Below are 14,347 nucleotides of genomic sequence, written 5' to 3'. Positions count from 1 at the left end.
CAACGATTTTTCACATATATCGATCGTTTCTCCATTTATATCAACGATTATTTCAATATATCGACGTTTCGACACAGTATATCGATTTAACAACATTTTTCGGCAACCTACTCATACTCTATACCCGTCACTACAATAAAAAGAAGTTACCCTCACGGCAACTTCTTTTTCACATACCCCATTTGGTATTCACTAAAATATATCAACGATTTTTCACATATATCGATCGTTTCTCCATTTATATCAACGATTATTTCAATATATCGACGTTTCGACACAGTATATCGATTTAACGACATCCTTCGACGTTCAAAACGTACAGCATACCCTATCCCCCAAGCAACTTACTGCCGAACTCTACGATTAAAAAGATAACTAATAGGATCGCGAGTATTTTTAATGCTACATATGCTACTTTAAAAACAGCATAAATAAGCAAGACTATCAAAATAATCGTTAAAATTTCCATATGCATTCCCTCCTATCTCTTTCATTCTACCTGTACTTCGTTTTTTATGAAATTGAATAAGATGACATAGAAAAAAGAGGATACCTCATCCATCGTAAGATACCCTCTCCTTTAGCAATTCAAACCATTCTCTCTCTAATTGTAAATATCCCATCTCATTCTTCTCAGCGCTCTTCAATTCTCTATCAGCTTTCTTCATATAAGTACGTGAAGCTTCTAAATCATCCTCTAAGTATTTAACAATTCCTTGTGTGCGGTAATATCCATGTAAGTCCATTTTTGTAATGGACTTTGCATGTTCCTTTGCTTCCTGCAGAGAAAGACTTCCCTCCTGATAAAGAACTTTATATAAAAGATACCAACTATGAAAACTACCAACGAAAAATTTATTTTCTTTCGTTACAGGTAGTTGAACAATTTGTTCTACATACGGTATCGCTCTTTCCATTCCCTCTCGATCAGCTTTGGCATAAAAGACGAGCATAAGTCCACTCATTATCTCTCTTATCCCTTTATTCTCTTTTATTTTCTCCTCACTAAGTTCTACCAATCTCTCATCCCAATATTTCGGCCTTTTATAACTAAATAACTCACTCGATACTTGAATCGTATATAAATGCCGCTTAGCCTTTTCATCATTTTTAATTAAAATGAGAAATTGCATGCCATCACTCAGAAGCGTTCCTTTTGTCGGCACCATTGTAGCTGTAAAAATCACAAAGTGGAAGACGGAAAAATATAAAAGGTATTGATAATAACTCACCATATATATGTAACCTGAAGTAATACCGAATAGTAAACTCGTAATCGGTCCACCTAAAGTCATCCACGCCCATTTTTTCGAAAGATTCGGTGTCTCTATAGAAGGCGGTACTAACATCACCACGCCTCCAAAGTACGCCCATAATTTATTTTCTCGAATGCGTACTTTCCCCTTCTCTTTTTGAACAGTGATAGGCCCCACTGTCATAAATTTAAATTTCATACCGCCCATTAAACCAAATACTACATGTCCTAGCTCATGAATGGCTAACACTAATAACAAAATTCCGATTACTGCCCATATGTTCAACATTGTTTCTAATTTCCCGGTTCGGATTACTCCGTATAAAATGGACAGAACTAGCGCCGCCGTCATTGAACCAGCTGGCCTTTTTAAAATATCCACCTTTCTCTCTCCTTAATAAATCATTTTTCTATGCATTTCGTACATGAATTTTCCAATATGCAATATCCAAATAAACGGGATCAATCCAAGCAATACGAAGTTTATATCACTAGCCGCTGTATATATAACGGCAGCCCACCACATCAAGGCCAGTACTTTATTTGTAAATTCATACGCTTTATATCCAGCCTCATGCACAATGTGCTCTAACCCTTCATCTGCATTTTTCGTCCACATTTTCATCGATTCCATATATGTTACACCTTGCTCAGGATATAGCTTGTTATAACGATTCTTTGTTATGATCCCGATAACCACTACAATGGTTAAACAAGCAATAGAAGCTATCAAATTCCCAACTGCAAATGAAACATTTGTATCATGCAACAGTGCACGTCTACATGTAATAATTGCATATACAAACCATGCCTGCGTAACTATATCACCTACACGTAAATACATGATTATAATACCTAATTTTCTGCCTTGTACGCTCTCTTCTTCATCGCGTACCTTCGCTAACATACGTGTATTCTTCCAAGTGTAATAAATCATTACGATTCCAAAAATAGTACACACACCTATTAATATATTAGGTGATAATTTTCTCGGTTCATCCGAAAGCATATCTAAAGCTATATAAGATGCAAAAAAGCCACCCATCATACTTAATAATAACTTTCCCACAAAATCAAATTGTTTTTTTAGTTTACTCTCCCTCTCCCTCTTCCCCCTCCACTAACGTAAATATTTCCTCCACCGATACATTGAAAATGTGTGCGATTTTTAACGACAATACAATAGATGGCGCATAATCACCGCGCTCAATTAAACTAATGGTTTGCCGTGATGAACCAATTGCTTTCCCTAAATCCCCTTGTGATAAACGATGCTTTGCTCGCAATTCCCTCACTCGATTTTGAAGCTTCATGCTTTACCTCTTTTTCATTTATTTAATTAAAATTGTAAATAATATCCTTATTATTGTCAATTATCATTGTCACTTTGACGCTGATACATGTCAAAAACATATATATATTATGCTAGATATAACATATATAATAATTTTTAAGAACTACATAATTGAGGTGTCTCATGGATAAAAAAATGACCTTTTCTTACGCTCTTATTAAATTTTCAGCGGCCTGTTCTCTCTTTTTTTCTTTTTTATTATTTTTCCTTATTGAAGATCATATGAACTTCTTTAAAACATCCGAATACTTAATTGGATTTTTATATGATTTTTGGTTTTATCTTCTTTTCGCCTACGCGATCTTATGCTCGTTTGTAATTGATAAATTAAATTCAAAACATAATAGCACCCCAAGAAAAATTTTATTTTATATTTTATTTGGTTATTTATTCTTCCTTCCATTGCATATATACAATGGGGGAGATGTAATCGTAACTTTCATAATGGGATCCGTGGGGGCAATCTGTTCACTTTTATTTTATTTATGTACCTGTATAGCAAATAAATACAAATGGTTTCGATATACGACCGCTATTATCATTCCTCTTCTATTCATTGCAATATGCTCTATTGATTTTACTCAAAAAGAACAATGGGTTGAGCACAGTACAAAAAATACATTTGAGGCGGATTTCTCGTATTTTAACGGCACACATAAAATACCCGTTCATGTAAAAAAGGGAGAAACAATTGAAGTTAACGTAAACTTCCTTATTAATGAAAATAGCGCCTACCAAGGTTCTAGCACTTACTTTGCTAGTGAATTTAACAAATATGAGCCATTTTCCATACTAAGCAACGATACGTACGAACTTTCACCTAGTAAAACAGGAACATATTATATAGTAGTGACCGGTTACGGTATCGAAGGAAAAATAAAAACAAACTGGAAAATAAAATAAAAAAGGCAGTGCTTTTGCACTGCCTTCCTAAATTCTGACATAGAATGGATTCCATATTAACTTGCGTTTTGTAAGAAGACTCGTTTTAGCTGTTTACGGAAACGAACACTTAGCGTGATCGCTACAATAACAATAACCCCAAAAATAATTTTACCGATATGATCTTCTAGCACTCCAAAGATATCCTGTAAGTTCCCACCTAACCAGTAACCACCGATTAAGAAGAATGATACCCAAAATAAAGCACCTGAATAAATTGTAATCGCAAAACGACGGAATGGTAAATTAATGATCCCTGCAAAGTATCCTGTAAAATGGCGTACGCCCGGGATAAAGAAACCGATAAAGATCAGGAAGTACCCATACTTATCAAACCACATTCTTGTTAAGTCTATTTTTCTTTGTGTTAAAAATACGTATTTCCCATATCTTTGAATAAAAGGCATACCTAATTTATTGCCTAAAAAGTATTGAATCGTCATCCCTACACTTGTCCCAACAAAAGAGAGAATTATTAAAATCGTTAAACTTAAATCACCCTTCTGTGCTAAAAATCCCGCATATGCTAATGTTGGCTCTCCCGGGAACGGAAGCGCAATATATTCTAACAGCAAACCAACAAGTACAACATAGTACCCGTACTGCTGAAATAATTCATGAACCCATTCCATGTCATCTCTCCTTTCAATCACGTACAACTTCTTACTATTATTGTATAAAAAAATTGTCGAAATAACTATCACAATAGCTTACATTTTTATTACATTTTTGTAAGGATCACACTACAGTTTTTGTTCTTTATATACTTATCCCCATTATCACTTTAAAAACGATCTAACCACTATATCTCATACAGAATGGAGCCATTAACATACATTTTTTACCCAGTTTTTAACACTCCAAAATCCCCTTATTTTGTTCTCTATAAAAAACCATGACAAACTCATACTAACTTCATATTATCTTCATATATGTATTGTAAGATTATATCGGAATTTGTTGAAAAATTTAACCAATATATGACTAAACACTAAATTGAATAAATATAAGTCGCTTTTCGAAATTGAAAAAAGGGTGAATAAGAAATGGAAGCATATAAAATGCATGATTTCATTAATACAAATGTTGAATCTCATCAAAATGAAACCGCTTTTAATTTACACATATGTGAAACAAATGAATTTGACGTTAATTTAACAAAATCTACAACACTGTCTTTTATCGTTTCAAAAAAGAATATTAAGATTGTCACGAGAAAATGGATTAATTCAAATCAAGAAAGCATGATTGGCAAAAGCTACATTATTCCTACGAAAGCGTTTCACTATTTCTTACCAATCATTTCTGAAACTGAAGATGAACTAAATATTCAAGTTCAAAGTTTTGGACTACATGGTGAGCTTTTACTAAATGAAAGATTACTTATTGATAAAAACAACAAACACAATGCAAAGATTACTACCTTCTTTGAAACATTAGATGAGAATATAAATCAAGCATTACGAGGATTGCAAATTCATTGTATGTAATAATACTACAATAGTAAAAGGAGAATATAATGAAAAAATTATTATTAAGTGTTTTTTTATCAGTTGTTTTTTTATCAGTCCCACATATTTCTGCTGAGGCATCATCAACGAACAGTCAGCTTATTGTAGATACAAACACAAAGAAAATGGACTTTTATCAAAATGGAAAGTTTGTAAAAAGTTTTACTGTTGCGACTGGAAAAGCCGCAACCCCAACTCCAAAAGGCACTTTTAAGATTGTAAATAAAATTAAAAATCGTCCCTACTATACGGGAAAGATTAAAGGTGGAGATCCACGTAATCCACTTGGTGATCGTTGGCTTGGATTAAATATGGCAGGTACTTACGGAACTACTTATGCGATTCATGGAACTAACAATAATCAAGCAATTGGAAAGGCAACAACACTTGGCTGTATTCGCATGTATAACAATGATGTCCGTTGGTTATTTGAGCGTATTCCAGAACAAGCTACTGTCACTGTAAAATAACCTAAGAACAAGATTTATGTGTAGCCAAGAATTTTATATCTTGGCTTATTTTATTTATTCATTTACAGTAGCAAAACAACTGTATTTACATATATAATGAAAATAGATCGTGTCAAACAATATTAAAACATTTGTAAACATGGATATTAAAATTATACAGTTATAATATTTTATAAATTTTACAATACATACTATAATAGAACTACTGTAATTCTGAAATATTCAGTTTCGCTAAACAATTCCCCTTGCTACTTTCATGATTATTTTATAGCGGGGGCTTATTATATGTATAAACAATCTGAATCAGCAAAGAAATGATGAATTCGAATATTGCAGTAAAAAGCGTTATTTAGGAGGTGTTACTATGACGCATATACTGGTGATTGAAGACAACCCAGATATACAAGAACTTATTCGTGAATTTCTAATGGCCCAAAACTTTACCGTTGATGTCGTTGGCGCTGGAACAGAAGGTATTCTTCTTTTCCAAAAAAATTCATACGATCTCGTCCTCCTTGATGTGATGTTACCAGATATAGATGGATATAGTATTTGTAAAATTATGCGAGGGCAATCTGACGTGCCAATCATTATGTTAACAGGCTTACATAATGAAGAAAGTGAAATTAAAGGATTTGAGTTAGGTATTGATGATTATATTACGAAACCTTTCCATTACACCGTATTTATAAAACGTGTAGAAGCTGTACTAAGAAGGGCAGCAACGAAGGAAGCAGAAACTGCAACTATACTACAATTCCATGAATTGATGTTAAATTCTACAGCATATGCAGCTTATGTTCATGGTAATCAAATTGAATTGACTACAAAAGAGTTTGAAATTATATATACTTTACTACAAAATCGAGGAAAAGTATTATCAAGAAGTGATTTGTTGAATAAGGTATGGGGCTATGAACATTATGGTGATGTAAGAGTTATCGATACACATATTAAAAACTTACGAAAAAAATTAGGAATTTCTTATATTAAAACGGTGAAAGGCATTGGCTACAAAATCGAATCGTAGCAAAGACAACATCACCAAAAATATTTTCATCAAAACCTTATTATTTTGTATTCTTTTATCATTTTGTCTTTATCAAATTATTTATTTTCTAGCTTCAAACTACGATAAAGAACGTTTTGCAAAAGAAAATGGAACGCAGACTACAGAACATGCGGATTCAGACAAACAAAACGATGAAAGTAAGATGAATCAAAATAAAGCTGTGTCAGAGAGTAATATTTTTAATTTCCAGCCTTCTAGTATAGACTACAAAACACTCTCTACAGCTATCAATCACCTTTTGCAGCCTAGCCAAACTGTAAAAGCAAAAGAGCATGCCCAAAATATTTCGGGAGAAAATAGCACAGCAACTACACTTCCAGAAACGGAAAAGCAAGTCGCTAATAATGATGCCTTACATAAACAAAATGCAGCAAGTAAAACAAATGATACACATGATAATCCAAGTTTAGCAGATGTGCTGCAACAGTTAGCTCCACGTATTGGTGCAACAATGCTTGCAATATCTCTGCTCGGATCTTTAATTTATGCAAAACTAATTGCCAAACCTTTTCAATATATGAGCGATGCTTTAAAAGATATTATGAATCTTGATTTCTCAGATAAAAAGCTACTTAACAAAAATACAGATCAAACAGATTTTAATTTGCAAGTAGCTGCTTCGCAAGTCCCACATATTGTGAAGAATTTACATGAAAGCAATCAAGATTTAAGAAATGAACTCAAGAAGGAACAACAGTTAGAACAATCTCGTAAAGAATTTATGTCTATGGTATCCCATGAATTAAAAACACCGATCGCGGCTGTTATGGGACAACTCGATGGTATGATTCACGGAATTGGCGCTTATAAAGATAAAGATAAATATTTAAAACGTTCCTATGAGATGATGCAAGATATTAACATTTTAACGGAAAAGATGTCAGAATTATCCAAAATACAAAATCCTCAATTTAAACCGAATTTAGAAGTCATTTCGTTATCTAATGTTATTGAGGATGTTATGAAAAAAGTAGATTACTTTGTATCTGTAAAGCAATTAAATGTTCAATCTAACATTAAACAAGATGTACAAATTTTAGCTGATCCTAAATTTATTCAAACTGCTATTTTTAACATTATTTCAAATGCAATTCATTACACAATTGACCATCAGCATGTATATATAAAGCTTTATGAAAAACCAAACGGTTACGCATTAGAAGTATTAAATACAGGTTCACAAATCGATGAGGATAAACTTGCCCATTTATTTGAGCCATTCTATCGCGCAAATCCTTGCAAACATGGCTTAGTACAAGGCAGTGGTCTTGGGTTATATATTGTAAAACAAATATTAGATAAACATCAGTTTCCTTATGGGATACAAAACACACCTCAAGGTGTAAAATGCTCCATTGTATTCCCAAAAGCAATGTAAAAAATCACCATAATTTCATACCCAAATTCATACTTCGTATGAGTGGCGGAATTTTGTAGAGTATCTTACTCTGTTTCGTTCGCCCGTTGTCCTTTTTGGATAGCGGGCGTTTTTTATTATTTATCCCGTATTGACGGGCAGTAAAACTCCCACCTCAAAATTCGGCTGGAGCAAAGAAGTTAGGTGGAAGATTAACTGCCCGTAAAAGCCCGATTGGTGAGGGCTGATAATCAGTGGGGGATGAACACCCCCCACACTGATTAAAGTTTCACTTTATAAGGAGGATCTTCATGGAGAAGTTTAAGTATTCATTACTCGTTTTATTCGGAGCTTGTAGCTACGGCGTACTTTCAACTATTTTCAAACTCGGATTCATTGACGGATTTTCAGCACATCAACTATTAGGAGGACAGTATGTCTTCGGATGGATTGGGCTACTCCTGCTCGTTCTTTTCTTTTCACGTCATAAAGTAACAAAAAAACAATTCTTTTCCTTACTAACAGTCGGAACAACGATGAGTATGACTGGGATTTTCTACGCTATTTCTGTAGAAGAACTACCAGCATCTATCGCTGTCGTCCTACTCTTCCAGTTCACTTGGATTGGTGTAGTAATCGAAGCAATTGCAAATCGAACATTTCCAAGCCGCGAGAAAGTTATATCTATCATTATTTTATTTACTGGTACGCTGTTTGCAGGTGGTATCTTTGACGGTCTCGGACAAAGTTTTTCTACGAAAGGGATTATCTTTGGACTATTAGCTGCTGTCTCTTTTTCATTCTATGTTTTTGCAAGTGGGCGCGTCGCTACAGATGCTCCACCTTACACGAAAAGCTTTCTCATGACAACAAGTGCTACTCTTATCGTATGTCTATTCTTCCCGCCAACCTTTTTAACAGATGGCGCTTTACAAGCCGGTCTATGGAAATATGCTTTCTTCCTCGGATTATTCGGCGTTGTTGTACCTGTCATTTGTTTTTCAATCGGTGTACCGAAAGTCGGAATAGGACTTGGTACTATTTTAGGTGCAGCTGAATTACCAACTGCTATTATCGCTTCTATTACACTTGTACATGAAGTCGTAACATTCATGCAATGGATTGGGATTATTTTTATAGTGATTGGGATTTTCACTCCTCAGCTGCTTACGGCTAGGAAGGGAAGGAAACATAATAGCGTGCATAGCACATAACAAAAGACCTTTCATTTATTTGAAAGGTCTTTTTCTCTATCTCACTTTACCGCTCCATATAGCTTCTCTATCTCATGCTCAATTTGTTTTACATCGATTCGTTCAAATAATGGCTGCACATTATTAATTCGGTTTGGTAACGTATTTTCTGGTTCCCAAATTTGTTTAACAATCGACAATGTGTTTCGAACTCTTTCACTTGAAAATGGTAAAAATGGTTCCAGGAGATTTGCAAAATTAGCGATAAGATAAACACAGTTACAAATCGTTTCTTCACATGAAACTGGGTCATCTTCTCTTTGTTTCCAAGGCTGTTTTTCATCAAAATATTTATTTGCAAAACGTACTGCCTCAAATATTGTCTCTAATGCCACCTTAAATTTAGTTTGCTCAATCGCCTCTCCTACATTTTTATATAATCCTTCTATTTTATCTTTCAGCTCTATATCAATAGTTCCCTTCGGCACCGTACCATCATAATATTTTTCAATAAACTTTAATGTGCGGTTCACGAAGTTTCCATATGCACCTAACAATTCACTATTATGACTGTAAATAAATTCACGCCATGAAAAGTCAGTGTCACGATTTTCTGGTGCATTGACTGTTAAAAAGTAACGAATAGAATCTGGACCATAGCGTTCCAATATGTCAGGTACCCATACTGCCCAGTTTTTACTTGTCGATAACTTTCTTTTTTCAACCGTTAAATATTCATTCGAAACGATATGGCGCGGGATTGCTTCCTCTCCTATTCCAAGTAATACAGCTGGCCAAATGATAGAATGAAATGGAATATTATCCTTCCCGTGTACATAATATGTTTTCGCATCTCTCTCCCAAAACTTTTGATCATCTTTTCCTGTTTCTTTAGCCCAATGTTTACTCGCTGAATAATACCCTGTCACAGCTTCAATCCATACGTAAATTTTCTTATCTTCGTATCCCGCTACCGGAATTGGAACCCCGATTGGTAAATCTCGTGACACCGCCCTATCTTGTAATCCTTCTTTTACATATCTTTCTGTTAGCTGAATTGCATTGTCACGCCATGTTCCTTTTTGCTTTGCGATTTCTACAGACTCTTTAATTTGGTGCTGAAATTTATGCAATGCGAAATAGAAATGTTCTGTTTCCTGTACTGATGGCGTACTACCACATAACTTACATTTCTTTTCTAACAAATCGAGCGGATCTAAAATAGCAGAACAAGCATCGCATTGGTCTCCTCTTGCTGCTTCATGACAATGGGGACATATTCCTTCTACATAACGATCCGGCAAAAACTGCGTACACGTTTCGCAATATGCTTGTTCCACTGTTTTTTTATAAATATAGTCTTCTTCTAATAAACGCAAAAAAACTTTTTGAACAGTTTCATGATGGTGATCACTATCGGTACGTGTATAGCAATCATACGTAAAACCGAGATCCTGAAAACATCGCTGGAATTCTTCATGATACTTATCAGCAATTTCTTTCGCGGTCACACCTTCTTGTTTTGCTCTAATTGCAATCGGTGTTCCATTACAATCACTTCCCGAAACATACAACACATTCTCACCTTTTGCCCGGTAATAACGTGCTAAAATATCTCCAGGTAACAAACTAGCAATATGCCCAAGGTGTAACGAACCATTCGCATACGGCCAAGCGCCTCCAATAAAAATACTCATCTTAAATTCCTCCTTTAAAATATAAAAAGCCCCACCCCTATCTTAAAAAAAGATAAGGGCGGGGCTGTATAAACAGTCGCGGTACCACCTTATTTCGCCAATTACTCACATAATTAGCCTTAACAAGTACGGAGCTCTATGCTCTTATACTGTGGTTTTGATAACGAGTACCAACTCTCGTCGCCGCCTACTATTATCATTTGATAAGTTCAGGACGAAGCTCAAAGACCATTGTTCAAATGAATATTCTTGCTTCTTCTCAGCTACCGAAGCTCTCTGGAAAGAATGTTTTCATCCTACTTTTCCTTTTCAACGCTTTTACGTATAACACGTATTTTACGACTAAATAACAGAAAAATCAAACTTCAATTCAAAAAAAACAGGAAATCTCACCCTCCTGCCGAATATCTATACGTTCATAAAAGGAGGGATAACATTGAATCAAAAACAACTAAGCACTATTAATAAAAAAAGCTGGAATGCAGCAGCCTATGAAGCATGGACGAATCGCCACGGTGCACCAGAAAATTATGCGAAAAAGCTCATGGAAGATCCCATGCGCGAAGTAGCACATTATTTACCTTACATACAATCTCCAAAAGGAAAACATATTATTAATTTACTCGGGTCAAAAGGTAATAAAGCCGTTGCTTTCGCCCTTTTAGGAGCTGACGTAACGGTTGTTGATATTTCAGCAAGTAATGCGAAATATGCAAATGAACTTGCAGAAGCAGCAGATGTCTCTATCCAGTACATCGTCTCTGACGTATTAGATGTAAAACTCTCCGAATCATTTGATATCGTATTACTGGAACTTGGTGTACTCCATTATTTTTTAGATTTAAAACCGCTCTTTACAAAAATCTCTCAATTACTAAAGCCAGGCGGAATGCTTATCCTTCGTGATTACCATCCAATATACACAAAGCTATTAGGAGTAGACCATCCATCATTTCGAGCAAGTGGAAATTATTTCGATGAAGAATTAATTGAAGATGATGTTGCTTACAGCATTCTTCTTACAGAAGTACAAAAAGAGTCTTTACCGAAAACAACCATCCGTCGCTGGACGTTAGGAGAAATTATTACAACGCTCGCGGAAGAACATTTTAAAATTGAAAAACTAGTTGAAGAACACGGGTCTCATCAAAGATGGGTCTTCCCTTCTACTGCACCAGAAGGAATTGAAGAACGAATACCAGGTCTATATACAATAATTGCGACAACATGCAAAAAAGGATCCCTTCACGGATAGGATCCTTTTTGCATGCTCACGCATATAAGTTGAGGTTGGAGATTACCATAATTCTGTAGAATAGGACACAAGATATTTCAACATTTTGTCTCTGACTTACGTCGTCAAAAAGGGGTATGACCAACATAACGAAGAGTAATGTTTCAGTTGATAGTGATAATCGTTATCAGCTAATTAGAAGTATACATGATGTTATTTCAAATTACAATAGCCTTTCTAATATTTATTTATGAATTTTTGGATATACAAATGTATACATTTTAAGAACATTTATTAATATCAATCTCTCTTTTTTACTTTAAAATATATCTTTCTCTCTCCCATTCTGTCTGCTATAATTCCTAAAGGAAAGAAGAAAGCTTTATTCCAATAGGAATAGAGCTTTCTTTCAATCTTTTACATTAATTAATCCTAATACTAAGATTTTAAAAAGGAGGCTTTTTATCATATGAATTTTATTAGCATTCGAAAAAAACTAATGTTCATGATGGGAACGATTTGTGCTTTATTCGGCATCGCCTTAGCATTCATTTTATACTTCGCTATCGATCAGTCACATAAAGCTGAAGCACTACAAACAGATATTTCTCCTCTTGCAACAGACTTAAAAGAGCGCGGAGACGCTTATCAAGTACAACTATCTGCTTTAAGAGGTTATTTACTACAACATGATCAGGTCGAATTGGACAAGTTTAATGAGATGAGTAAAGGTCTTGAGGATTCAAAAGATAAGCTTCTTTCTAATCCAAATATTTCTCAGTCCGTAAAAAACACAATGGAATTAGGATCCACTTGGAGAAAATTTATTGAAGAAAAAGTTTTCCCTCTTGCAAAAGAACAAAAGTGGGAAGAGGCTTTGCAAGTTGCTTCTACAGAAAATGGCACTGTCTATAAAGTGATTGGTGATTTCACAAATTACAGTAATGAACAAGCTAAGTTACGTGATCAATCCATCGAAAAAATCGATCAATCTTCACTACAAATTGAATATGTTGTCTTCTTATCACTTATTATTTGTATTGTCGTTGCAATTATTCTTGCATGGTGGTTCTCTGGTAGACTTGTAAAACCAATTCAGCAGATTGACATTAAGCTAAAAGAACTAGCTTCTCAAGAAGGTGACTTAACGGCACGCCTACAAGTAAATAGCAATGATGAAATCGGTACGATTGCATTATCATTTAATAAAATGCTAGAAAACTTGCAACATATCATTAATCGTGTTCAAAAAACCTCTGTGGAAGTACAAAACGCTTCTGAAATTATGCTAGAAAAGACTAATACATCACTTGAGGAGACAATAAAAGTTCAAAGTTCGATGTCCAACTTGAATGCAAGTATTCAATCTCAAACTTCTAGTATGGAAGAAAGTTCAACTGCAATGGACGATATGACAGTAAGTGTTCAACGCATTGCTGAATCTGCTTCATCTGTAGCCGAACTTGCTGTCGCTACATCTGAACATACTAACGACGGAAGTACAGTTATCCAGAAATCCGTTTCACAAATGACAACGATACACGAAGCCGTAAATGCTACATCAGAAGTAGTCGAACGTCTAATCACTCACACAAAATATATTGATACAGCTGTACAATCCATTTCTAATATCGCTGAGCAAACAAACTTACTCGCTTTAAATGCTTCTATTGAAGCGGCTCGTGCTGGTGAGCAAGGAAAAGGATTTGCCGTCGTAGCTGATGAAGTTCGTAAACTTGCCGAACAATCTAAAACAGCTGCAACAGATATTAACAACTTACTACATCACATTCAAAATGATACAGAAACTGCTAGCGCTATGATGTCTCAAGGGCGTTCCGAAGCATTTGAAGGCATTAATGTCATTCGTGAAGCTGGTACTTCTTTCACAACAATTGTTGATCAAGTAAATAAAGTATCTACTCAAATGCAAGATATATCAGCAACTGCTGAAGAGATGGCTGCAAGCGCTGAAGAAATGAATGCGTCACTTAATAATATTGCTTCTATTTCTACTGAAGTATCTAGTGAAACTGCCTCAACAGCGCAATCTACTGTTCAAAAAGTTATTGTTATGAATGAAATGACAGAAACCGCAAAACAAATGAAACAAACAGTTAAAGAATTAGATCAACTCGTATCTCATTTTAAAACGGAATAGATGTTCAAAAAAATATCCCTCTTCTGAAGAGGGATATTTTTTTGAGCTCATTTCCTGCACATTATATACATTTCCGTTATAATGAGAATCGATATCATTAT

The 14,347-nt window shown here is 34.8% G+C and carries 14 protein-coding genes and 1 other annotated feature; of the genes, 8 read left to right on the top strand and 6 right to left on the bottom strand.

What is annotated here, in order from left to right; all coding sequences use genetic code 11:
* Positions 1 to 328 precede the first annotated feature (328 nt).
* From MR065_RS12685 to MR065_RS12670, 4 genes are all read right to left on the bottom strand, one after another.
* The gene (locus tag MR065_RS12685; protein WP_000404783.1) at positions 329 to 469 is read right to left on the bottom strand and encodes a DUF3985 family protein; all 141 of its coding nucleotides are present in this window, start codon (positions 467 to 469) and stop codon (positions 329 to 331) included.
* A gap of 85 nt (positions 470 to 554) precedes the next feature.
* The gene (locus MR065_RS12680; protein ID WP_242213897.1) at positions 555 to 1,607 is read right to left on the bottom strand and encodes a M50 family metallopeptidase; all 1,053 of its coding nucleotides are present in this window, start codon (positions 1,605 to 1,607) and stop codon (positions 555 to 557) included.
* Between the two features lie 42 nt (positions 1,608 to 1,649).
* A complete protein-coding gene (locus MR065_RS12675) occupies positions 1,650 to 2,303 on the bottom strand; it encodes a DUF3169 family protein (RefSeq protein ID WP_242213896.1) in 654 nt (217 codons plus the stop codon).
* A gap of 43 nt (positions 2,304 to 2,346) precedes the next feature.
* Positions 2,347 to 2,568 carry a helix-turn-helix transcriptional regulator gene (locus MR065_RS12670; protein WP_242213890.1) on the bottom strand — a complete coding sequence of 74 codons (222 nt, stop codon included), beginning with the start codon at positions 2,566 to 2,568 and terminating at the stop codon, positions 2,347 to 2,349.
* A gap of 164 nt (positions 2,569 to 2,732) precedes the next feature.
* Between MR065_RS12670 and MR065_RS12665 the strand changes: the two genes are divergently transcribed.
* Positions 2,733 to 3,512, top strand: a complete 780-nt coding sequence (locus tag MR065_RS12665) for a hypothetical protein (RefSeq protein WP_242213889.1) — start codon at positions 2,733 to 2,735, stop codon at positions 3,510 to 3,512.
* Between the two features lie 56 nt (positions 3,513 to 3,568).
* Here the strand turns inward: MR065_RS12665 and MR065_RS12660 are convergent, their stop codons facing one another.
* On the bottom strand, positions 3,569 to 4,183 hold the full coding sequence (locus MR065_RS12660; protein WP_242213888.1) for a DedA family protein: 615 nt from the start codon (positions 4,181 to 4,183) through the stop codon (positions 3,569 to 3,571).
* A gap of 414 nt (positions 4,184 to 4,597) precedes the next feature.
* Between MR065_RS12660 and MR065_RS12655 the strand changes: the two genes are divergently transcribed.
* The 5 genes from MR065_RS12655 to MR065_RS12635 all read left to right on the top strand — a co-directional run bounded on the left by MR065_RS12655 (position 4,598) and on the right by MR065_RS12635 (position 9,175).
* Complete coding sequence (locus MR065_RS12655) at positions 4,598 to 5,041, top strand: DUF3978 family protein (RefSeq protein ID WP_033712435.1); 444 nt, start codon at positions 4,598 to 4,600, stop codon at positions 5,039 to 5,041.
* Between the two features lie 29 nt (positions 5,042 to 5,070).
* The gene (locus tag MR065_RS12650) at positions 5,071 to 5,532 is read left to right on the top strand and encodes a L,D-transpeptidase (RefSeq protein WP_242213887.1); all 462 of its coding nucleotides are present in this window, start codon (positions 5,071 to 5,073) and stop codon (positions 5,530 to 5,532) included.
* Positions 5,533 to 5,896: 364 nt separating this feature from the next.
* A complete protein-coding gene (locus MR065_RS12645; RefSeq protein WP_242213886.1) occupies positions 5,897 to 6,562 on the top strand; it encodes a response regulator transcription factor in 666 nt (221 codons plus the stop codon).
* Complete coding sequence (locus MR065_RS12640) at positions 6,540 to 7,982, top strand: sensor histidine kinase (protein ID WP_242213885.1); 1,443 nt, start codon at positions 6,540 to 6,542, stop codon at positions 7,980 to 7,982. The genes MR065_RS12645 and MR065_RS12640 overlap by 23 nt, the downstream gene beginning before the upstream one ends.
* A 290-nt stretch (positions 7,983 to 8,272) precedes the next feature.
* Positions 8,273 to 9,175, top strand: a complete 903-nt coding sequence (locus MR065_RS12635) for an EamA family transporter (RefSeq protein ID WP_242213884.1) — start codon at positions 8,273 to 8,275, stop codon at positions 9,173 to 9,175.
* A 41-nt stretch (positions 9,176 to 9,216) separates the two neighbouring features.
* On the opposite strand, the gene metG is transcribed toward MR065_RS12635, so the two are convergent.
* The gene (metG, locus tag MR065_RS12630; protein ID WP_242213883.1) at positions 9,217 to 10,851 is read right to left on the bottom strand and encodes a methionine--tRNA ligase; all 1,635 of its coding nucleotides are present in this window, start codon (positions 10,849 to 10,851) and stop codon (positions 9,217 to 9,219) included.
* A 51-nt stretch (positions 10,852 to 10,902) separates the two neighbouring features.
* Positions 10,903 to 11,173 (bottom strand) — a binding site (T-box leader).
* Positions 11,174 to 11,287: 114 nt separating this feature from the next.
* Between metG and MR065_RS12625 the strand changes: the two genes are divergently transcribed.
* Together MR065_RS12625 and MR065_RS12620 are read left to right on the top strand one after the other, a co-directional pair.
* Complete coding sequence (locus MR065_RS12625) at positions 11,288 to 12,106, top strand: class I SAM-dependent methyltransferase (RefSeq protein WP_242213882.1); 819 nt, start codon at positions 11,288 to 11,290, stop codon at positions 12,104 to 12,106.
* 448 nt (positions 12,107 to 12,554) lie between these two features.
* A complete protein-coding gene (locus MR065_RS12620; RefSeq protein ID WP_242213881.1) occupies positions 12,555 to 14,246 on the top strand; it encodes a methyl-accepting chemotaxis protein in 1,692 nt (563 codons plus the stop codon).
* Positions 14,247 to 14,347 lie beyond the last annotated feature (101 nt).

This window comes from Bacillus cereus group sp. BfR-BA-01383, from assembly GCF_022663495.1.
Lineage (GTDB): Bacteria > Bacillota > Bacilli > Bacillales > Bacillaceae_G > Bacillus_A > Bacillus_A cereus_AU.
The sequence above is the reverse complement of the archived record's forward strand: the minus strand, read 5'-3'. Positions and strand labels throughout refer to the sequence as shown.

Excerpts from the sequence above, each read along its gene's own strand:
- MR065_RS12685 (WP_000404783.1), bottom strand. The coding sequence starts at position 469 with ATGGAAATTTTAACGATTATTTTGATAGTCTTGCTTATTTATGCTGTT.
- MR065_RS12620 (WP_242213881.1), top strand. The coding sequence starts at position 12,555 with ATGAATTTTATTAGCATTCGAAAAAAACTAATGTTCATGATGGGAACG.
- MR065_RS12660 (WP_242213888.1), bottom strand. The coding sequence starts at position 4,183 with ATGGAATGGGTTCATGAATTATTTCAGCAGTACGGGTACTATGTTGTA.
- MR065_RS12655 (WP_033712435.1), top strand. The coding sequence starts at position 4,598 with ATGGAAGCATATAAAATGCATGATTTCATTAATACAAATGTTGAATCT.
- MR065_RS12665 (WP_242213889.1), top strand. The coding sequence starts at position 2,733 with ATGGATAAAAAAATGACCTTTTCTTACGCTCTTATTAAATTTTCAGCG.
- MR065_RS12680 (WP_242213897.1), bottom strand. The coding sequence starts at position 1,607 with ATGACGGCGGCGCTAGTTCTGTCCATTTTATACGGAGTAATCCGAACC.
- metG (WP_242213883.1), bottom strand. The coding sequence starts at position 10,851 with ATGAGTATTTTTATTGGAGGCGCTTGGCCGTATGCGAATGGTTCGTTA.
- MR065_RS12645 (WP_242213886.1), top strand. The coding sequence starts at position 5,897 with ATGACGCATATACTGGTGATTGAAGACAACCCAGATATACAAGAACTT.
- MR065_RS12675 (WP_242213896.1), bottom strand. The coding sequence starts at position 2,303 with ATGATGGGTGGCTTTTTTGCATCTTATATAGCTTTAGATATGCTTTCG.
- MR065_RS12650 (WP_242213887.1), top strand. The coding sequence starts at position 5,071 with ATGAAAAAATTATTATTAAGTGTTTTTTTATCAGTTGTTTTTTTATCA.
- MR065_RS12635 (WP_242213884.1), top strand. The coding sequence starts at position 8,273 with ATGGAGAAGTTTAAGTATTCATTACTCGTTTTATTCGGAGCTTGTAGC.
- MR065_RS12670 (WP_242213890.1), bottom strand. The coding sequence starts at position 2,568 with ATGAAGCTTCAAAATCGAGTGAGGGAATTGCGAGCAAAGCATCGTTTA.